Source organism: Streptomyces pinistramenti, from assembly GCF_020564935.1.
GTDB lineage: Bacteria > Actinomycetota > Actinomycetes > Streptomycetales > Streptomycetaceae > Streptomyces > Streptomyces pinistramenti.
Genome location: NZ_JAJCXB010000034.1, coordinates 1 through 18,814 on the forward strand (window position 1 = coordinate 1; position 18,814 = coordinate 18,814).

Annotated in this window: 17 protein-coding genes and 1 pseudogene; 9 read left to right on the plus strand and 9 right to left on the minus strand. The window is 69.2% G+C overall.

Annotation, left to right across the window (positions count from 1 at the left end):
* Positions 1 to 839: pyrroloquinoline quinone biosynthesis protein PqqB (gene pqqB, locus LIU39_RS21925; protein WP_227048533.1), on the plus strand; the 839-nt coding region annotated here is incomplete at its 5' end.
* Between the two features lie 51 nt (positions 840 to 890).
* Here the strand turns inward: pqqB and LIU39_RS21930 are convergent.
* Positions 891 to 1,688 (minus strand): annotated as a pseudogene (locus tag LIU39_RS21930) (RNA-guided endonuclease TnpB family protein); the annotation flags it as partial.
* Positions 1,689 to 1,816: 128 nt separating this feature from the next.
* On the opposite strand from LIU39_RS21930, the gene pqqC reads away from it, so the two are divergent.
* From pqqC to LIU39_RS21960, 6 genes are all read left to right on the plus strand, one after another.
* Positions 1,817 to 2,551 carry a pyrroloquinoline-quinone synthase PqqC gene (gene pqqC, locus LIU39_RS21935; protein WP_227048534.1) on the plus strand — a complete coding sequence of 245 codons (735 nt, stop codon included), beginning with the start codon at positions 1,817 to 1,819 and terminating at the stop codon, positions 2,549 to 2,551.
* Entirely contained in the window at positions 2,548 to 2,805 is a 258-nt protein-coding gene (pqqD, locus tag LIU39_RS21940) for a pyrroloquinoline quinone biosynthesis peptide chaperone PqqD (RefSeq protein ID WP_227048535.1), read from the plus strand. The genes pqqC and pqqD overlap by 4 nt, the downstream gene beginning before the upstream one ends.
* Positions 2,802 to 3,923: a pyrroloquinoline quinone biosynthesis protein PqqE gene (gene pqqE, locus LIU39_RS21945; protein WP_227048536.1), complete on the plus strand. Its 1,122-nt coding sequence runs from the start codon at positions 2,802 to 2,804 to the stop codon at positions 3,921 to 3,923. The genes pqqD and pqqE overlap by 4 nt, the downstream gene beginning before the upstream one ends.
* Entirely contained in the window at positions 3,923 to 4,966 is a 1,044-nt protein-coding gene (locus LIU39_RS21950) for a chitinase (RefSeq protein WP_227048537.1), read from the plus strand. The genes pqqE and LIU39_RS21950 overlap by 1 nt, the downstream gene beginning before the upstream one ends.
* 372 nt (positions 4,967 to 5,338) lie before the next feature.
* Positions 5,339 to 6,292: a M20/M25/M40 family metallo-hydrolase gene (locus LIU39_RS21955; RefSeq protein WP_227048538.1), complete on the plus strand. Its 954-nt coding sequence runs from the start codon at positions 5,339 to 5,341 to the stop codon at positions 6,290 to 6,292.
* 26 nt (positions 6,293 to 6,318) lie between these two features.
* Positions 6,319 to 7,743: a M1 family metallopeptidase gene (locus LIU39_RS21960; protein WP_227048539.1), complete on the plus strand. Its 1,425-nt coding sequence runs from the start codon at positions 6,319 to 6,321 to the stop codon at positions 7,741 to 7,743.
* Between the two features lie 422 nt (positions 7,744 to 8,165).
* Here the strand turns inward: LIU39_RS21960 and LIU39_RS21965 are convergent, their stop codons facing one another.
* Positions 8,166 to 8,618, minus strand: a complete 453-nt coding sequence (locus LIU39_RS21965; protein WP_227048540.1) for a TetR/AcrR family transcriptional regulator — start codon at positions 8,616 to 8,618, stop codon at positions 8,166 to 8,168.
* 4 nt (positions 8,619 to 8,622) lie between these two features.
* Between LIU39_RS21965 and LIU39_RS21970 the strand changes: the two genes are divergently transcribed.
* Positions 8,623 to 9,216: a class I SAM-dependent methyltransferase gene (locus LIU39_RS21970; RefSeq protein WP_372463999.1), complete on the plus strand. Its 594-nt coding sequence runs from the start codon at positions 8,623 to 8,625 to the stop codon at positions 9,214 to 9,216.
* A gap of 121 nt (positions 9,217 to 9,337) precedes the next feature.
* Here LIU39_RS21970 and LIU39_RS21975 read toward each other — a convergent pair whose 3' ends face one another.
* The 6 genes from LIU39_RS21975 to LIU39_RS22000 form a co-directional block, all read right to left on the minus strand.
* Positions 9,338 to 10,564 carry an MFS transporter gene (locus LIU39_RS21975; protein WP_227048542.1) on the minus strand — a complete coding sequence of 409 codons (1,227 nt, stop codon included), beginning with the start codon at positions 10,562 to 10,564 and terminating at the stop codon, positions 9,338 to 9,340.
* Positions 10,565 to 10,907: 343 nt separating this feature from the next.
* Positions 10,908 to 11,978 carry a hypothetical protein gene (locus LIU39_RS21980; protein ID WP_227048543.1) on the minus strand — a complete coding sequence of 357 codons (1,071 nt, stop codon included), beginning with the start codon at positions 11,976 to 11,978 and terminating at the stop codon, positions 10,908 to 10,910.
* Between the two features lie 145 nt (positions 11,979 to 12,123).
* Entirely contained in the window at positions 12,124 to 13,311 is a 1,188-nt protein-coding gene (locus tag LIU39_RS21985) for a cupin domain-containing protein (protein ID WP_227048544.1), read from the minus strand.
* 80 nt (positions 13,312 to 13,391) lie between these two features.
* On the minus strand, positions 13,392 to 13,532 hold the full coding sequence (locus LIU39_RS21990; protein ID WP_227048545.1) for a hypothetical protein: 141 nt from the start codon (positions 13,530 to 13,532) through the stop codon (positions 13,392 to 13,394).
* A gap of 808 nt (positions 13,533 to 14,340) precedes the next feature.
* A complete protein-coding gene (locus LIU39_RS21995; protein ID WP_227048546.1) occupies positions 14,341 to 15,063 on the minus strand; it encodes a dienelactone hydrolase family protein in 723 nt (240 codons plus the stop codon).
* Between the two features lie 109 nt (positions 15,064 to 15,172).
* Positions 15,173 to 16,630 (minus strand): glutamate-cysteine ligase family protein, encoded by a 1,458-nt coding sequence (locus LIU39_RS22000; RefSeq protein WP_227048547.1) that lies wholly within the window; start codon positions 16,628 to 16,630, stop codon positions 15,173 to 15,175.
* A 432-nt stretch (positions 16,631 to 17,062) separates the two neighbouring features.
* Here LIU39_RS22000 and LIU39_RS22005 point away from each other — a divergent pair, with 432 nt between their 5' ends.
* On the plus strand, positions 17,063 to 17,941 hold the full coding sequence (locus LIU39_RS22005) for a GNAT family N-acetyltransferase (protein WP_227048548.1): 879 nt from the start codon (positions 17,063 to 17,065) through the stop codon (positions 17,939 to 17,941).
* A 479-nt stretch (positions 17,942 to 18,420) separates the two neighbouring features.
* On the opposite strand, the gene LIU39_RS22010 is transcribed toward LIU39_RS22005, so the two are convergent.
* Positions 18,421 to 18,807, minus strand: a complete 387-nt coding sequence (locus tag LIU39_RS22010) for a hypothetical protein (protein ID WP_227048549.1) — start codon at positions 18,805 to 18,807, stop codon at positions 18,421 to 18,423.
* Between the last annotated feature and the right edge of the window lie 7 nt (positions 18,808 to 18,814).

The window sequence follows — 18,814 nt, forward strand, 5'->3', positions numbered from 1 at the left end:
GCGCGGGCCCCCGCGCCCACCCGGAACGCCGCCGCCGTCACGCCTCGCTCGCCGTACAGGCCGACGACGGCCAGTGGTTCCTGATCAACGCCACCCCCGACATCGCCGACCAGATCGAAGCCACCCCCCAACTCCACCCCGGGCCCGCCGCCCGCCGCACCCCGGTGCGCGGTCTGATCCTCACCGACGCCGAACTCGACCACACCCTCGGCCTCGCCCGGCTGCGCGAAGCCGACCGCGTCGACGTCCTCGCCACCGCACCGGTCCGCACGGCGCTGTGCGAACGGCTGCGCCTGGCCGACATCCTCGGGCCGTACACGGCACTCACCTGGCGGGAGCTGGGCCAGGACCCGGTGCCGCTCGCGGACACCGGCACCGGCATCGAGATCAGCGCCCTGCCCGTCTCCGCCAAACGCCCCCGCTACGCAGCCGACCCCCCGCCGGCCGGTGCCGACGACCCGACCTGGGTGGTCGCCCTCCGGCTGCACGACCCTGCCACCGGAGGCACCGCCGTGTACGCCCCATGCCTCGGCACCTGGCCGCCGGGGCTCGACGCGGCCCTCGCCGGCGCCGACTGCGTGCTGCTCGACGGCACCTTCTGGGACGACGACGAGCCGCTCCGCAGCGGCTTCTCCACGCGGAGCGCCACCGCCATGGGCCACCTCCCCATCGACGGCCCGCACGGCACCGCCCGCCGTCTCGCCCCGCTGAACGCCCGCTGCCTCTACACCCACCTCAACAACACCAACCCCCTCACCGACCCCGGCGCACCGCAGCACGGGCACCTCGCCGCACAGGGCCTCGCCGTCGCGGCGGAAGGGATGGAGATCGCGCTTTGACGCCTCCCTCAGCTGATGCAGGGGGATTCCTGGCTCACGTCGCCTGTCCCTCGGCGAGGGTGCAGGTCTTACACGATCAGCGCCAGCCGGGTGGAGACCAGCCCGGACCGGCATCACGCGAGCGGAGTTCTTATCCCGGGGATTCGGCTCCGCACGCGGTGCAGGTATACGTCCTTCGGAAAGAGGTAGTGCGTGCTTCGTTCTCGCTCCGCACCGCGCACAGTCCATGGAGGTGTGCGCGGGGTGGACCAGATGCACGGTCCGGCCGTGCTTCCTGGCCATCTCGACCAGCGCCGCCTTGATGGCGCCGATCGCGGCGTCGGCCGCCTTACGGGCCATGGCGGTCTTCGCGGGGAACGTCGGCTTGAAGTCCTCGACGGCCGACGCGTCGTGGTCGCGAACGACCTTCCTGGCCCTTCCCCAAGCTCTCGAACTCCGCTTGAGCAGGGGAGACCCCATTCGGCCGGTGGGGTGACCTTGCCGGGACACTTCCTTGTGCAGCTTCGCGGTCTGCCGCTTGGCTTCGCGGTAGCCCTTGGACGCGGCCTGCCCGCGCTGGGGCTTCCTGCGGGCCATCATCCGCCGGTACGTGGTCAGGCGCTGGGCGGCGGTCCTCCTGTGCTGCGGGTGGGGAAGATCGTGGGCGTCAGATGTGGTGGTCGCGGTCCCGTGTACGCCCCAGCCGATGCCGATCGCACGGCCTGTGGCGGGCAGCTCCTGGGCCAGGGTGGGTACGACGAAGGACGCGGACCACGCTCCGGTGCTGTCCTCGTACACGCCCTTCGCTTCCGTCGCCATGAACAGCAATCCACCTGTGAGGTACGGCAGTTGAAGGGCCCATGCCTGTGTGGGTTTCCTCGCCGATCGGATGGGTACCGCGATCCGCCCTGGCGAAGAATCGCAGCCCTTTGCCCTGCCCCGCAGGAGCTTCGTTTCCTCACCCGGCTGAAGCCGGGTGTATCCACGAAGGAGATCCGATGAACGGCCTGCCGGGAAGCCCGCACCGCCCCGCACCCCAGGCGGCACGGGCCTCGTTCGAGGAACGCCTGCGCACCGTCGCACGCGAGCACTACCACGACCGTCACCCCTTCAACCTCCGTATGCACGCAGGCCAGTTGACCCCCGACGAGCTGCGCCGCTGGATCCGCAACCGCTTCCACTACCAGCGCCACATCCCCGTCAAGGACGCCCTGATCACCGCGAAGCTCGACACCCCCGAACTGCGCCGGATGTGGCTGCGCCGGATCCGCGACCACGACGGCGACCGGGCGGGCGAAGGCGGCATCGAACGCTGGCTGCGGCTCGGCGAGGCCGCCGGCATCGACCGCGCCCTGCTGCTCGACGCCTCCGGCGTGCTGCCCGGCGTCCGGCTCGCCGTCGACGGCTACGTGAACTTCTGCCGCCTGCGCTCCCCGTTGGAGGCCGTCGCCGCCTCCCTCACCGAACTGTCCGCCCCGGACATCATGCGCACCCGGATCGACGCCTTCGAACGCCACTACCCCTGGATCGAGCAGGGCGGCCTGACGTACTTCCGCGACCGGCAGGGCCAGGGCCGCCGGGACAGCAAGGAGGCGCTCGCCCTGGTGATCGACGGAGCCAGGACCGCGGCGGACCAGGACCGGGCAGTCGCGGCCCTCACCTTCAAATGCGAGGTCCTCTGGGCCCTCCTGGACGCCATTGAACGCGGCGGCCGACCAGGAGCCCCGGCATGACCGCCTGGTACCCAGGACCGGCCCCCGGCGTTCTCCTGCGCGCCGACCGGGTCCGCGGTGTCGACCTGCTGCTCCTGCCCGAACGCGTCGTGGTGCTCGAAGGGGCGGCGGGCGAGGTGCTGCGCCTGTGCGACGGCACCCGCGACGTCCCCCGGATCGTGCGGGAGCTGACCGCCCGCCACCCCGGCGCACCCGTCGCCACCGAGGTGCCCGCCTTCCTCGACCGGGTACGGAAGGAGGGCTGGCTGCGATGACCGCACCGCCCGCCCCCGTCCCGCCGCCCTGGGCGCTCCTCGCCGAGCTGACCCACGCCTGCCCGCTGCACTGCACCTACTGCTCCAACCCCGTCGAACTCACCCGCCGCAGCCGCGAGTTGACCCTCGCCCAATGGCAGGACACGTTCCGTCAGGCCGCCGACCTGGGCGTGGTGAGCGCCCATCTCTCCGGCGGCGAGCCGCTGCTGCGCCAGGACCTGGCGGAGATCGTCGCGGCGGCCGACGGCGCCGGGATCCACACCCAGCTGATCACCAGCGGCGTCGGCCTCGACCGCGACCGGCTGGCCCGCCTCACCGACGCCGGACTGCGCAGCGTCCAGCTCTCCGTCCAGCACGCCGACCCGGCCGACGGCGACCGTATCGCCGGCCACCGCGCCCACGCCGCCAAGGAACGCGCCGCGGCCCTCGTCACCGGCGCCGGACTGCCGCTCGGCCTCAACGTCGTCCTCCACCGCCACAACCTCGGCGCCCTCGACGCACTGATCGGCCTCGCCCCCGCCTGGGGCGCCGACCGCATCGAACTCGCCAACACCCAGTTCTACGGCTGGGCGTTCCTCAACAAGGCCGAACTCCTGCCCACCCGTGCCCAGTTGGCCGAAGCCGAAGCGACCGTACGGCGCCGCCGGCAGCAGCTCGACGGCCGCGTCGAGATCATCTGGGTTGTCCCCGACCACTTCGAGGGCACCGCCAAACCCTGCATGGGCGGCTGGGGCGCCGTCTCGCTCACCGTCACCCCCGACGGCACGGTCCTGCCCTGCCCGGCCGCCGCCGCGATCCCCGGACTCGACCCGCCCAACATCCGAGACCACCCACTGCGCCGGATCTGGGAGCACTCCGCGGCCTTCACCCGCTACCGCGGCACCGCCTGGATGCAAGACCCCTGCCGCAGCTGCGCCCTGCGCGAGCGGGACTTCGGCGGCTGCCGCTGCCAGGCATACGCCCTCACCGGAGACGCCGCCGCCACCGACCCGGCGTGCCGCCACTCCCCGCACCACACCGTCATCCGCGACCTGGTGGACGCGCCCGCGCCGCCACCCCAGGCACTGGGCCGCCCCCGGCGCCCCGGCCATCCGTCCCGCAGAGTGGAGACCCCCTGATGCACCGCACCGCTCCGCAGCACCGCCACCGGGTACTGCGCCGCCGCGCCCTGCTGACCGCATCGGCGGCAGCGCTCCTCACCGCCACCGCCACGACCGGCGCCGTGGCCGGCACACCCGCCGGCGCGCCCCGCCACAGCGCCCCGAAAGCCGCCCCGCCGATGGCCGCCGCGCCCTACGAATACCTCGGCTGGGGCGACCCGCAGCCGCCCACCGAGGTGATGGCGGCGACCGGCACCAAGTGGTTCACCCTCGCCTTCGTCCTCTCCGACGGCGGCTGCAACCCCGCCTGGGACGGCAGCCGGCCGCTGGCCGGCGGCAGCGACCAGGCCGCCATCGACGCGATCCGCGCCAAGGGCGGCGACGTCGTCATCTCGGCCGGCGGCTGGAGCGGCGCCAAGCTCGGCGAGAAGTGCACCAGCGCCGACGCCCTGGCCGGTGCGTACCAGAAGGTGATCGACGCGTACCGGCTCAAGGCGCTCGACATCGACATCGAGGACACCGAAATGAGCAACGCGACGGTGCGGCAGCGCGTCGTCGACGCCCTGAAGAAGGTCAAGACCGCCAACCCGGGCCTGGTCACGTACGTCACCATGGGCACCACCCCCGAAGGGCCGAACGCCGACGGCAAGGACCTCATCCGGCGCGGCGCCAAGGCCGGCCTGGACAACGACGGCTGGGTGGTCATGCCGTTCGACTTCGGCGGCCACAGCGGCACCATGGGCGAGGCCACCGTCAGCGCGCTCGACGGCCTCGCCGCCGAGGTCAAGAACGCGTACGGCTACAGCGAGGCCGACGCCTACCGCAAGACCGGCGTGTCCTCCATGAACGGCCACACCGACCAGGCCGACGAGACCGTCACTCTCGACGACTTCCGCACCATCCTCGCTTACGCCCGCACCCACCACCTCGCCCGCTTCGCCTTCTGGGCCGTCAACCGCGACCGGGCCTGCGGCTCCGGCGGCAGCGAAGGCGACAGCTGCAGCGGCGTGGACCAGAAGCCGTACGCCTACACCAAGATCGTGGCGCAGTACCGGGGTTGAGCGCTCGGCCTTCGGCGGCGTCGCGCACGCGCACTCCGTCAGATCCTGCGCCGCCCACGTCCGATGACAGGGCGGGAAGGAAGCGCCTCACGGTACTGGGGCTTCGCCCACTGATCGCGCGGCACCCAGGCACTGGGCGTGCACGGCGTGAGACCGCAGACCCCCGTTCGTTCCGCACCGCGGACGAGCGGGGGTCTTCCGCGTCGTGACGGGCCGTACGGTTGCCGGGGCGGAGAATTCCTCCGCGGTGGCGGCAACCTCGGGAGAGGCCGCACGTCGTATGAGGGTGAGGGGCGCGCATCCGCGCCCCGACACCGCCCTCGTACCAGCCATCCGCGGAGGTCTCCGTTGCCGGTATTCCCTCTCCCCTCTTTGCCACGGCGAAGCTCTTGGGTACGCACGGTCGTCCTGCTGGCCGTCCTGGCCCTGCACGGCGCACTCGTCCCGACAGCCGTCCAAGCGGCACCCCTCGGAGACCGGGCCAGGGCCGTCTCCCTCTCCGGCCGCCCGGCCCCCACGGCCCCCGACGCGCCGACCGTCTCGCAGGCGCAGGTGATGCCGCACCTGAAGGCACTGCAGCGCATCGCCGACCGGAACGGCGGCAACCGCGCGCACGGCACCCCGGGCTACGAGCAGTCGGTGGCCTACGTGCGGCACGCGCTGGACCGCGCCGGGTTCCGCACGGAGCTCCGCCACTTCTCCCACGCGGGAGCGGACGGCTACAACCTGATCGCCGACTGGCCGGGCGGCGATCCGCGTCACGTGCTGCTCACCGGCGCTCATCTGGACAGCGTCGCGGCCGGCCCCGGCATCAACGACAACGGGTCCGGCGCCGCGGCGGTCCTGACCACGGCCCTTCAGGTGGCCAAGGCCCGCATCAAGCCCACAGGGCATCTGCGTTTCGCCTGGTGGGGCGCGGAGGAACTGGGTCTGGTCGGTTCGGCGGACTACGTCAGGGGCCTCTCCGGCGCCGAGCGCAAGGCGATCGACGTGTACCTCAACCTCGATCAGGCGGGCAGCAAGAACACCAAGCAGTGGCTCGTGGTGAACGACGAGGCACACGGGGAGAGCGCCGCCTTCAAGGCGTTCCGGACCTGGTTCGCCGCCCGGGGCATCGACACCTTCGACATCGGCGTGGGCGGCTCGGACCACGAGTCGTTCGGCGACGCCGGCATCCCGTCGTCGGGCTTCAGCACCGGCATCTCGGACTGCATCCACGAGGCATGCGACAACCTCGCCAATGTCGACCCCGCGACGGAGACCACCAGTACCAACGCCCTTATCGGTGTGGTGTGGCAGCTCGCCGCCCGCACCGCCCGGTCCTGACCGCCCACCCTCATCAGGAAGCAGAGATGCGCAGAGCACAGCCCCGCAGCCGGCGCACGCCCCACGCCGTGCTGACGATCGCCGTCGCCCTCGGCATGGCGCTGACGGCTGTCCCCGCCGCAGGCGCGACCGGCGGCAAGGACCCGTACTTTCCCGACGACGGCGACGCCCGCTACGACGTCACGCACTACGACGTGCGGATCGCCTACGACCCGGCGCGCACCGACCGCCTGGACGGTGACACGACCGTCACCGCCCGAGCCGTACAGGCACTGGACCGCTTCGCCCTCGACCTGAAGGGCTTCGACATCGCCTCGGTCACCGTGAACGGCGCCCCGGCGAAGGCGTTCTCGCGCTCCGGAGCACACAAGCTGGTCGTCGAGACGGCTCACCGGGTGGCCAAGGGCGCCACGTTCAAGGTCCGGGTGAAGTACGCGGGCAAGCCCGATGCCGAGGGCTGGCACACCCTGGCGTCCGGCGGGGTGAATGTGTCGGGCGAGCCGCACTCCGCGACCTCGTGGTATCCGTCCAACGACCACCCCTCCGACAAGGCCACCTTCGCTCTGACCGCGACGGTGCCCAAGGGCTGGACCGCCATCGGCAACGGCCTGCCCGGCGCGACCACCGCCAAGGGCGCCACAACGACCTTCCGGTGGCACGAGGACCGGCCGATGGCCACGTATCTCAGTACGGTCGCCATCGACAAGTTCACCGTCCACAAGGCGAAGCTGCCGGACGGCACGCCGGTCATCACGGCGTACAGCCCCGACATGCCGATCGACGCGGAGACCGAGGGTCAGCAGAAGGACATCCTGGGTTTCCTGGCCTCGAAGTTCGGCCCGTACCCCTTCTCCTCGGCGGGCGCCATCGTCATCGGTGCGGCCGCGGACGACCGGAACGGGCCGCTGGCCCTGGAGACGCAGAGCCGGCCCACCTACACCGCTGCCCTCTTCGACGCCTCCATGGTCCACGAGAACGCCCACCAGTGGTTCGGCGACAGCGTCTCGTTCACCGACTGGCGTGACGGCTGCCTCGCCGAGTGCTTCGCCCAGTACGCCAACCAGTTGTGGGAGGAACACAAGGGAGCGAACCTCGACGCCAGTTACACCGATGAGGTCGAGACGAACAAGGACACCCCCTCGTACTGGGCCACGAAGCTCTACGACCCGGGCCAGGGCAAGGAACTCGACTTCGGCCTCTACTTCAAGGGGGCTTTGATGCTGCACGCGCTGCGGCGCACCATTGGCGACGACGCCTTCTTCACCACTCTTCGGCGCTGGACCGGTGACCACGCCTACGGCAACGCCTCGTTCCCGCAGTTCGAGGCCTTGGCTGCGAAGGTCTCGCACAAGGACCTCAAGGGTTTCTTCGACGCATGGGTCCGCGGGACGACGCTGCCCCCGAAGCAGTACCTCTACCCGGGCAGCCTCGGCACACCGGCGGGGCGCTAGTCCCGGTATTGCCGCGCGCGTCTTCGCGTGGAGCATCCGCACCGCCCTGACCGAGAGGCCGTACGAGAAGGGAATCCCCGAGGCACCGATTTCCCCCGCCCGGGGGACGGAGCCGGCCGTTGATCATCGTCCAGACGGCCGGCTTCAGCTGGGTGCGCAGAGGCGCGCAGACGCTCCGGGCAGTTCTTCCACCGGATGGCGTGGAGGATGGCACCGAGGTTGTCGATGATCGGGGCCGGCGGCCGGAACATGTCCGCGAACAGGCCGTTGGCGTGCCGGTTGCCGGTTGCCGGTTGCCGGTTGCCGGTTGCCGGTTGCCGGTTGCCGGTTGCCGGTACTGATCCCTTGGGCCTGCATCACACGGCTGTCCGGATCCGGCAACGCCGGCACGTACGGATCGTCCTCGTAAACGTAGGCGGTGGTCACGATCCCAGGTCTCCGAGGGCGGGGCTGCGAACCAGCGACTCGATCGCGAGGTCGGCGAGTGCGTCTGCCACCTTCGCCACGGTGGCGCGGGCCGCGTCGGCAACCGTGGGTTCGGCGTTGAGATCCATGGCGTCGGCGAACAGTACGCCGACGGAACCTTGTGAGTGCAGTGCGTTCAGGTGCCGGGACGAGAGCACCTCGGCGAGGAACTCCGTGACGGAACCGCCGGTGGCATCGGGGTGCCGCAACGATGCGCAGAGCCGGCCCGTCGCGCGTTCGAGGACCGTTGCGAACAGCGTGGACTTGGAACCGAAGTTCTGGAGGATCACGGGCTCGCTCACACCGATGCGGGCGGCGACGGCCGACACCTTGCCGCGCTGGTAGCCGGCCTGCGCGCAGACATCGGTGGCCGCGGACAGGATCGATTCCCGCCGTCGCGATGCCGGCATACGGGTGCGGGCATCAGGTGCGTCAGGCGCATCGGCGCCGGGCGCCATCGGGCCGGCGCGGCGGTATGAGGCGTTCACTTCGGTGGCGTTTCTCGGGCAGCGCCGACGGCTGTTCACCCGGTTGGTTTCCCTCAGTGGGGCGCGGCCGGGGGAGCGGATCCTCGAAGTCGGATGCGGCACCGGGTATCTCGCCCGGCTGGTGGCGGCGGCCGTGGCTCCCGGTGGGCAGGTGGTGGGAGTGGATCCTTCACCTTCGGGATTCGTTTATGCCCGGCGACTGAGCCGCAGCTCAACTACCCGCGATGAAGCGGGTGTTGGCGAGATGCTGAAGTATGCCGAGTGCTCGTATGACGTGGTCGTCCGCAGCTTGGCGGTGCATCACATCCAGCCCTGGTTTCGCGCTCGGGCGCACCGGCCGGCCCCGCTCCCACAGCCGCTCCCGCCGCACTGGCGAACCCGGCCACCCCCGCAGCAGATATCGCAGCGACCCCCTGATCCATATCCACGATCCTGCCCTGTCCGACGCGAACAGGCAGTCGAAGGCGGCCGATTACGCGGCAGCGGAAGCGAACGGGCACGACGCCACGAGACGCACTGAAACCACAGAGCTGACGGCACGGGGCCCCGACAAGCGCCCAACGGCGCGCTCCATGAGAGAGGCGAGGAACCCGGCCCCTCGGCGTTCGACAGACGGATGGCGGGGCGCCTCGGTGGTGGCCTCAGCCGACGGGTGCGGGTGTCTCCGGTACCGGAAACGTCCGTGTGAGCAGTGCCCACCGGGTGAGCGGCCGGGTGGCGAGGCCGCAGAGCGCGAGGATGACGCCGAGTACCAGCCAGCCGGTCCTGCCCCATTGGAGGCACAGCGTGGTGAGCACGATCGGAGACGCTGCACGCACCACGCCGTCCGCCAGGTTGAAGGTGCCCTGGTACTGCCCCTGGGCGTGTTCCGGGGCCAGCCCGAAGCTGATCTCGAATGCGCCCGCAGCCAGGCCGAGTTCACCCCACGACAGGAGGAGCACGCCGACGAGCAGCAGTGCCGCGGCGACAGGGGCGGAAACTCCTGCGGCGAAAGCGAGGACCGTACAGCCGGCGAGCGACAGGAATCCTGCGCCACGGAGTGCGCTGGAAGCGGGCAAGGGGCCCCGCACCCCGCGGGTGGCCCTGACCTGGAACAGCACGACCACCGCCGTGTTCACCACCAGCAGTGCGGAAAGCCACCACCGGGGCGCCGTGGTGTGCGACACCAGCCAGAGCGGCAGGATCAGAGAAATCACGTCGTACTGGAACGCGATGACCCCGCACAGCAGCGACAGAGCGAGATACGGCCTGTCCCGCACGGCCTCCATACGCCGCGCATCCGGAGGGCGTGGCACCGGCTCCACGGAGGGGATCATGAGCAGCATTCCGGCCGCCGCCAGGAAGCTCAGTCCGTTCGCCAGGATGAGAAGGGTGTAGCCCGCGGTCGAGTCGAGTTGGAGCGCGACGCCGGCTGCGGCGGCGCCGATGCCGAGCCCGAGGTTGGTGACGGCTCGGAGATAGCCCCGGACGCGGGTGCGTTGACCGGGCTCGCTGATCCGCGCGATGAGGGCGCCGCTGACCGCCTGGGCGCCGCGCTGGCCGACGGCGGCGACGGTGACCAGCGTGAGAAAGCCGGCGAAGGTGTGCGTCGTCGGGAACAGGAACATTGCCACGGCCTGGATGCCCTGGGTGGCGACGTACAGTCCCCGGGGCCCGACGCGATCGGCCACGGCGCCGAGGGGGAGGCCCGACAGGAGGCCGACGAACGTCGAGACGGCCAGGCCGGCGCTCACGCTCGCCACACTCAGCCCGACGACGCGGGTGAAGAACAGCATGCTGCCGGCGAGATAGAGCCCGCTGCCGAGAGTGGTGATGAAACTGGCGATCGTCAGGACGCGTACGGGGCCGCGGGGTATGCCGATCTTCATATGCGCCTCCGCGGGGCGCTGTTGGTCTCCTGCTCGTACACGCGCTCGTACACGTCGCTTTCCTTCGCACCGGGTTCGGGACTCCGCACGAGGGCTGCGCGCACTGCCGAGGACCACGCCTCGCAGGGCAGCGGGCGCTCTCCCACGAGGCGGAGGAGCCGCGCGCTGGGCGAACGCCTTCCGCCCGGCGCCGCGGCGGGTATGAGAGTAGCTGAGTGGTGGCGTTCGGGCGGCGAGCACCCGTTCTCCGGGGACGGCGGGGCGGCGGCGGGCCGCGTGCGGCCAAGTGCCGTTCGGCGCGAGGGGGTTCGGGCCGGGTGGCTACCGGATCTCGCACGAGCCGCTATCGGCGGGCCAGTTCCTCGCGCAGGGCCGACAGGCACTCGGCCCGGTAGGCATCAAGGCCCGGTGCCGCCGCACGTTTCCTGCGGTTGAACTCGCCGGTGTTCACCCAGCTGACGATCAGGTCCGCGAGGGACGGGACATCGCTGTACCGTTCCGTCATCCCGTTCGTATGGTCGCTCAACGGGTAGAAATCCGGCATGAGCGCGGGGAGACCGAACCGGACCATGTCGTTGACGTTGCCCGTCACACACGTCTGACCGCGTTTCTCGGTGATGCCGTTGCGCGTGAGGTATTCGGAGACGGGCAGAATGAGAAAGTCCGCCTCCGCGAGAGTCCGGTCGAATTCTCGCTGGGCGACGTAACCGGGGTGATCGCACAGTTCGACCGAGGGAGAGACCGCCTTCGCCGCCGCGTCGACGGCAGCCTTGGACTCCTCGGTGGCGTGCTCTCCCAAGAATTCGACCCGCAGTGGCCTCGTCAACCGCGGGGAGGCGAGTTCCAGTGCGGACAGGACTTCGGCGTGGTCCCGGCCACCGTAAATCCTCCCTGGAATGCAGCAACGCACTTCGTCCCGCACGAACGCTGTCGGCGGATGCTGCGGGTAGGCGATGTTGATCGCACGGTCCCGCAGGGGGGCACCGGATTTCATGAGCCGGAGATCCGGGAGAAGGACATGTGCCGCGCCCTGAAGAACGAGCTTCGCGACGGCGGCACTCGGCCGGTTGTCGTCCGACGAGGCGAACGTATTGAGGTTGTGAACCAGGCAGTGATAGACGGGTGTTGTCTCGTTCCCGTCGGAGAGCAGGTCACACAGGGAATCGACGGGAGTGACGATGAATACGTGATCCTGTGAACCGATCGATGCTCTGCGATTCTCTATGAACTCAGCGTACGGCAATCCCGATGGACACACCTGCCACTCAACTTCCGCAGAGGAAGCAGCATCCAGGGATTCGGCGCAGAACGAGTTGGTGTAGACGGTCGGTCTCGCGCCGAGGTCGACGGTCTGCCGTATGAGACTGTCGAGGACCTCGCTGTGTGCACTGAGCTCGATCAGACCGATGTTCATCGAGTGGTCTTCCATCAGTGGTGAGCATCCCGCGGCGTCATGGCCCGCGAGCGGGGTTGGTCCAGTGGCACGGTCGGAGGGTTCGAGAATCACAGACCGTCCGTCTGCCGTGCCACCGGTCGGGCGGGTGGAATACAGGCGATGCTCAACCCTCGTCGGGAATCTCCTCCAGGAGAATTCCCTCCTCGACGAGCAGCCGCAGCAGCGGGGCGATGTCTTCGGCCGGATCGAATTCCGGCGCCCAGCCGGCGGCTTCCTCAAGGGTGAACGACTCGTGGCGGAAGAGATTATCGATCAGTTCCGCGGGTGCGCCGTCAAGCGTGATCTTCCTCGTGCCGAACAGAATCCGGTGCTGCTCGGACTCGGCGTCGTGATCAACCTTGACGGGGTTGAACTTCGCCGGCCGTAGCCGCGTGTCGCCCTTCGTGGAAAGCGGATGGAAGCCCGACTGGCTCGGCAGGCTGACCTCCCGCCGACGACTGTCCTGCGAGGTCAGATGGTTGGCGAGGTATGCCTCCACCAGCCGCTTGTCGCCGGCCAGTGTGGCGAGCCTGCCCAGCAGTCCGTGGACATGCTCGGCGAGCGCAGTGGTGTCACCTTGGACGACGGGCGGCAGGTTGCGCCTCCACTCCTCCTCGTCCATCAACTCGTCCGCCAGCCACTTCAGCCAGTAGACGCCGGTACGGCACGTCACGCCCAGTGTCAGATGCAAAGAGGGTTCGTCGCCGGCCACCGCGTAGTGCCAGTGTCCCCGCGGAATGTAGAGCACGTCCCCCGGGTGGAGTTCGGTCTCGATGTACGGGGATCCCTTGGGTTCACCTGTGTCATCGGAGACGTTGTTGTATTTGTCGAGGGGGTATTTGTACGTCTCCTCGGAGACGACCCATCGCTTCGTCCCTTCGATCTGCAGGATGAAGACCTCGTGGTCGTCGTGGTGCTGGTCGAACCCTTGCTGCTCAGGCCAGGAGCAGTACATGTTGACCTGGCTGCGGTGGCCGATCGCACTCTCGATCGTCGATGCCAGTTCGGCGATCTCGGGAATCCGCGCCTGCAACTGGTTGATGATGAGGGTGTAGCCGTCCTGGCACTTCTTGATCCACTCCTCGGGCGTCTCAGGCTTTTCGAGGAGCTTCCTGCCTATGGCCGCGAGGCGGATCTCTTCACCGAAACGGAGGCGATGGAAATTGAGGAGATGGTTGAGCTGATCCCATGAGAACAGAGGACGGAAGCGGTCCCGGTCCTGCCCGCGAATGACAACGCCCCGGGTTGTCCAATTCTCGCGGAGGAATTGATCGAGTGGGATCGGGGCAAGCAGGGTTTCGAGATCGAACACGCTGGTCCTCACAGCTCAAGGGAGGTGCCCGGTGGCTCGATGAGCCACCGGGCGGGTCGGAACCTGGATGGCTCCTTCCCTTACACGTCCTTCTGGTCTACTTCGAGGTTCGGAACGCTCTTGACCTGGGCCGTCTTCACCGTCTCCACGGAGAACCCGATCCGCTTCGGCTGACGGCCCGCGTGGACCTCGCTCTTGGGTGCTGCGGGAATCTTGGCCATGATGACTCCTTTGCTGAGAGGTTCGTCCTTCCAACCTTCTATGTGCTTCCGGCACCTGCGGGAGAAACGTGTGAAAGATCACCCACTAGCCGCAAGCCGTGATCGTCAACGCACGTGAAAACCTTGGCGGTTGTGTGCCTGAGAGGGGTGGGGGAGCCCAACTGGAGGGGGAGAGGGGCGGGAGGGCCACACGCAGTCGTCCATCCCGTCCAAAAGCTGCGTGGGACGGCCTCTCCAGGTGGCGAGCCTGCCGAGCGGCTGCGAGAGCCACACGGCCCCGGCAGGGGTGGCCCTCCGTACGGGACTGCCCGCTCGATGTGCAGCGGGGCGCGCCACCCGATCCGGGCACCGTCGCCCGGTGAGGATCTACGGGGTGGAATTCCGCCCAACTACTCGGCCTGGAAGGCTCCCTGCGCGAACATTGGCGTCGGCCCGGTCCGCACCGCCGAGGTCGCCCACCTGGTGCGGCTCACCGTCACCCACGACCGGGCCCCGACGGCCGCGACGGCCAGATGCTGTGCGACGCCGACCTCGCGGTACTCGCAGGCCCGCCCGCGGCCTACGCGGCAGCGGTCCGCGAGGAATGCGCCCCTCGCCACCCGCCAGCCCCTCGCGTCACCCTCATCTCGTAGGGAAAGCCACCTGCACTCCTTGCGAACACCCGCCACGCGCAAGCAGAGTGGGCCCGCCCGTAACGGCGCTCTCGGCCGGCGTGCGAAACACCGCAACCCGCGAGCCCACGATTCTCAATGCGAGAGGTATCCCACGTCTGCGCCGATGTCGCGTGACGGCCGAGAACGGGATGGGCTCAGTCGCGGAGGTTCTCGGCGTACAAGTCGGCCAAGGCGGCCCAGTGGCGTGCGGCGGCGGCGTCGTCGTAGGTCGGGTTGTCCGGCACCGCGAAGCCGTGTGCGGCGGGGTAGGTCTCGATGGTGTGCTGCACGCCGGCGGTGGTGAAGGCGCGTTCCAGCCGCTCGTGTTGTTCGAGGGGGAAATGCTCGTCGTTCTCGGCTGCCGCCACATAGACACTTGCGCTGATCCGGTCGGCCAGCAGATGAGGGCTGTCCGGGTCGTCCGCAGCGGCGAGCTGCCCGCCGTGGAATGACGCGGCGGCGGCCACGCGCTCCGGATAATGTCCGGCCACGGTCAGCGATTCCCGGCCGCCCATGCAGTATCCCGTGGTGCCCACGCGGCTTCCGGAAACCTCCGGGCGGTCTGCGAGGAACGTGAGGAACGCCTGCGCGTCACGGACGATCACCTCCCGGGTCATGCCCGCAATCAGCGACATCAGGCGTTCCATCTCGGCAGGATCGCTGAACACCGTAGCGACGTCGAAGGGGGTGAATCCGCCCGTTCGGTAGTACACATCGGGCAGGAGCACGGCGTAGCCGAGCCCCGCGAGCCGGTCCGCCATGCCGGCGAAGGTTTCCCGGACTCCGGCGGCGTCGGAATAGAGAATCACCGCCGGCCAACTGCCGTGCTGCGACGGCGTGTGCAGCGTCGCGGCGCAAACGCCGTCCGCGGTCGGCACGGTGACATCAACTCTGGGCATCCGGACTCCTGGTGTCGAGAAATGGTGGCTTCTGTTCTACTGCACGGAACGGGCTTCCGGTATCCGTCCGGCCCTCGCCCGCCTTGTCTTACAAGGACCGCCCGAAGTCCGACAGCAGTCGCGGCACTCCTCCTGCGCGAAAGGCGGCGATCATGCGGTCGGCCGGAGTCTCGCGCCGTTCCAGCCGGGTGAAGAGCGGGGCGAGGAAGGTCTCCTCTCCCCATCCGCGTGCGCGCAGTCCGGACGCCGCGAGTTCGAGCACTTTGCGCATCATGGCGAGGGACCGCTCGTCTTCGGCACTCAGACCGTGGGTGCTGGCCCGCATCCACAACAAGCGCCATTCCTGCCACGGCAGCTCTTTCCACAGCGCCTCGGCGTCGTCGAGCCGTTCCACGATGCCCAGGGTCAGCGCCGCGGCCACGCCTTCTTCCCCTTGCGGGGCCACCCCGCATGTCCGGTTCTCCACATAGCAGTTGGCGGCGTGTTCCTCGAAATATTCTCCGATCCTTCCCTGTGTGAGGGCGGCGCGCACCTCGTCGATATCGGTGCGGGAGTCGAAGGCGTAGTGCAGCTTCGCGGCGGGCCAGCCGTATTGATGGATGTGGTCGAGCATGTCCCGGTCGGGTGTGACCCGTACCAGGGTTCCGTCGATCTGCCGGGCCGGCACGGAGTTGCGGGAGAGAAGAAACTCCTTGAAGGATTTCCCGCCGAGAACTTCAAAGCCACTGCTCTTGAGGTTGGTCAGGAAATAGATGCGCGAGTCCCAGAAGTGCTCGATATAGGCACTCATGTCAGAGAACGGTTCGTCCGGAATTCCGTTGGACGTGTACATCGCTTCCGGCGCAGGCACCCTCATGGACCGCTCGTACCACACCCGGTTCCGCATCTCCTTCCACGGCTGCACGGCCCCACGCGCGATGGGCGAACAGGCGGTCAGCGCCGTGAAAACCCCTGCGAATCCGCTCAGTACATTGACGGCGCGCACCGCCTCGTCGGGTGTCACGTCAACCGCGGCCTGGTGGGCGGCGATGGGGACGAACCAGTGGTGGAAGTGCCACCGGCGGGTCAGGAGCAAGTACCAGTCCTTCCGGGTCTTGCGGCCAGGATCGAACCAGGTGCGGGGCTGAACGCCTGCGCACAGGAGCGTGTACCCCATGACCTCCAGGTGACCTTGGAGCATCCGCAGGACATCGCCCGCGGCTTCGACTGCCTGACCCACCGTGTCCCGAGGGGCGAGCGAGACCTCGACCGTGCAGACCCCGGTGTCCGTGTTCACAAGCTCATCGAAGCCCGCCGTCCGCCGGCGCACACCGGTGACGCCTCCCACAACGGTCTCCTCGACCAGCGCCCAGGACATGTCGTGCGCGGCCAGGGTGCGCCACAACCGCTGTGCCCCGTCCCGGTCCAGTCCCCGTCCGGTGGCGGTCTCCACCACCGGGAATTCGAGTTCGAGACCTACCCGGCGCGGGGGCACGACCATGGGAACACCCTTCACCTCGCGGAAAACGGAGCCAGCACGCGCTGACCTTGCCATGCCCGGTCCCACACCGCGACCGATCGGCCTCTTGCCGAGGGTGAGGGATTTCTACGGGCGTTCCCAGTCCCCAGAGCCCGGTTGGCCCTCGCCGCTCCGGCACCAGGGGATTCGTCGTCCTGCCCCGCCGCCGGAAAGTCGGGCGGACGAACGGCCGGTGCATGACGCCCGCCCGCCGCAATGTTCGCGACCACGTACGGCTGTCCCAGCACTCCGAAGCCGCCCACCCGAGCCGGGCACTCATCACCATGATCACCCGGCATCTCACCCGCAGAAGCCCGCGGACCACCCAGTGGACGAGGAAAACTCCTGGGTGAGCGGAAGCAGTTGCCCCACGTGACACGCAGTCATCCCACGTGACAGGCAGACGTCGGACCAGTCGTGGCGACGGCTCATCTCTGGACAAGTGCCTCCCCGAATCGAGTACATCAGGGACCATGGAGCATGCGCCCTGATGTCTGGTACCTCACCCACGACGTCGACGACTTCTTCACCCGAGCCGGAGACTTCCTGCGCTCGCGCCCCGCCCTGCACAACACGCCGCTGACAGTGATCGAGAAACTGCGCACACGCGGGGCGGACGCAAACGGAGCCACATCCACCGTCTTCGGCCGACTGGAGTCAGGGGGCGAGGTCCGCGCCATCTTTTACCGCCCTCCGTCCCACCGCCTGACCCTCACCACCCTCTCCCTTCGGCAGGCCGACACCCTCGCCGCCCACCTGACCGACCTCGGCCACCGCCTCTCCGGCGTTCTTGCGGACCACGACACCGCCACCGCTTTCGCCGAGACATGGCAGCGGCACACAGGCGCAGCGCCAGTACCCAACTGGCGGGCCCGCCTCTACCGTCTCGGCACGCTCACCCCACCGCAGCCGCGCCCTGACGGCGGGGGCCGCGTCGCGGACGCACAGGACCATGAGCAACTCATCCGCTGGTGCGGCGAGTTCGCCGCCGCCGTCGGAGAGACTCCCTCCGTAGACGCCGACTCCTGGGCCGACTCGCGCTTCGCCGACAAACACTTCACGTTCTGGGAGGCCCCGGACGGCACTCCCGTCTCCATGGCGGGCTCGACGTCGATGGTCGGCGGCATGATCCGGGTGGATCCCGTCTACACCCCGGCCCACCTCCGGGGCCGCGGCTATGCGGGCGCCGTGACGGTCGAGGTGAGCAGAGCCGCGCTGACCGCAGGCGCCACGGACGTCGTACTGTTCGCGAACCCGGCCAACCCCACCAGCAACGCCCTCTACCAGCGCATCGGATACGCCCCGGTGACCGACTTCACCGGGTACGACTTCTCCTACGACGCACCAGAAGCCGGTTAGGAACACGACCGACACCACACGCACCTGCCACCAGGAAGCTGGTCCGCCGACACCGCTACCGGTTACGGCAGGGGGGGAGAAAGACACCGGCTCGCGCGGCGCCTGGGCGCGGAGGCGGCAGCGGGAGGCTCGTTCCGCATCACGGATCGTGCGGACACGCGGCTGTCCTTCATCAAGACCACCTGAACGACGGCGGCACAGTGCTCGACCTCGAATCGGAAGGTGCCCGGCCACGCCCTGTCGATCAGGAGCGCGTGCAGGAGCCGTGCTTCAGGACTCCGTCCTTCACTTCCCCGCACGGCAGGAGCACGCGATGTCGAACGCGGGGAGTGTCCCCATCGGCGACGTCACCATGTCGAGAACGCTCGGGGTCGATTCCGCCGTGGGGACAGGAAATCAGGAAAGGCCGGAGTCGTCGCAGGCGTCAGGTTCCCGTTGCGGTGGACCGAACCGGTTCGGTGCGGGCGCCGAGAGCACGGTCACGGCATCGGCGTTCCGCACGGTCGAGAGGGGCCGTGCGGCTCGGGCCGGTGACCGTGCCGAGTGTTCGAGAACCAAGGGCGGGCCCAACCGGGCGTCGGCGTGGCCACGGCGGTGAAGGTGCCGTCGTAGTCGTCGGCGTCGCGGGCGAGCAGGCCGACGGCGGCGTACGGGGGAAGGGGGATGGGGAAGCGGCGCTCGCGTGCCTCCCCTGCGGCCATGGCCTTGCCGCGCTCCCACTGGTAACGCGCGCCGTCGAACGTGCAGTTGGGCCGGCCGATGCCGCCGCAGCCGATCTTTCCGTGGGAGACCTTCCACCGGTAGAGCAGCGGCATCCACGGTGCGGCCTCCGCGCCGGGCGGGATGCCGTGTACGTGAGCACTCACTCATCAC

Coding starts and splice junctions, on each gene's coding strand:
- pqqC (WP_227048534.1), top strand. CDS start 1,817: ATGAACGGCCTGCCGGGAAGCCCGCACCGCCCCGCACCCCAGGCGGCA.
- pqqD (WP_227048535.1), top strand. CDS start 2,548: ATGACCGCCTGGTACCCAGGACCGGCCCCCGGCGTTCTCCTGCGCGCC.
- pqqE (WP_227048536.1), top strand. CDS start 2,802: ATGACCGCACCGCCCGCCCCCGTCCCGCCGCCCTGGGCGCTCCTCGCC.
- LIU39_RS21950 (WP_227048537.1), top strand. CDS start 3,923: ATGCACCGCACCGCTCCGCAGCACCGCCACCGGGTACTGCGCCGCCGC.
- LIU39_RS21960 (WP_227048539.1), top strand. CDS start 6,319: ATGCGCAGAGCACAGCCCCGCAGCCGGCGCACGCCCCACGCCGTGCTG.
- LIU39_RS21965 (WP_227048540.1), bottom strand. CDS start 8,618: ATGCCGGCATCGCGACGGCGGGAATCGATCCTGTCCGCGGCCACCGAT.
- LIU39_RS21975 (WP_227048542.1), bottom strand. CDS start 10,564: ATGAAGATCGGCATACCCCGCGGCCCCGTACGCGTCCTGACGATCGCC.
- LIU39_RS21980 (WP_227048543.1), bottom strand. CDS start 11,978: ATGAACATCGGTCTGATCGAGCTCAGTGCACACAGCGAGGTCCTCGAC.
- LIU39_RS21990 (WP_227048545.1), bottom strand. CDS start 13,532: ATGGCCAAGATTCCCGCAGCACCCAAGAGCGAGGTCCACGCGGGCCGT.
- LIU39_RS22005 (WP_227048548.1), top strand. CDS start 17,063: ATGCGCCCTGATGTCTGGTACCTCACCCACGACGTCGACGACTTCTTC.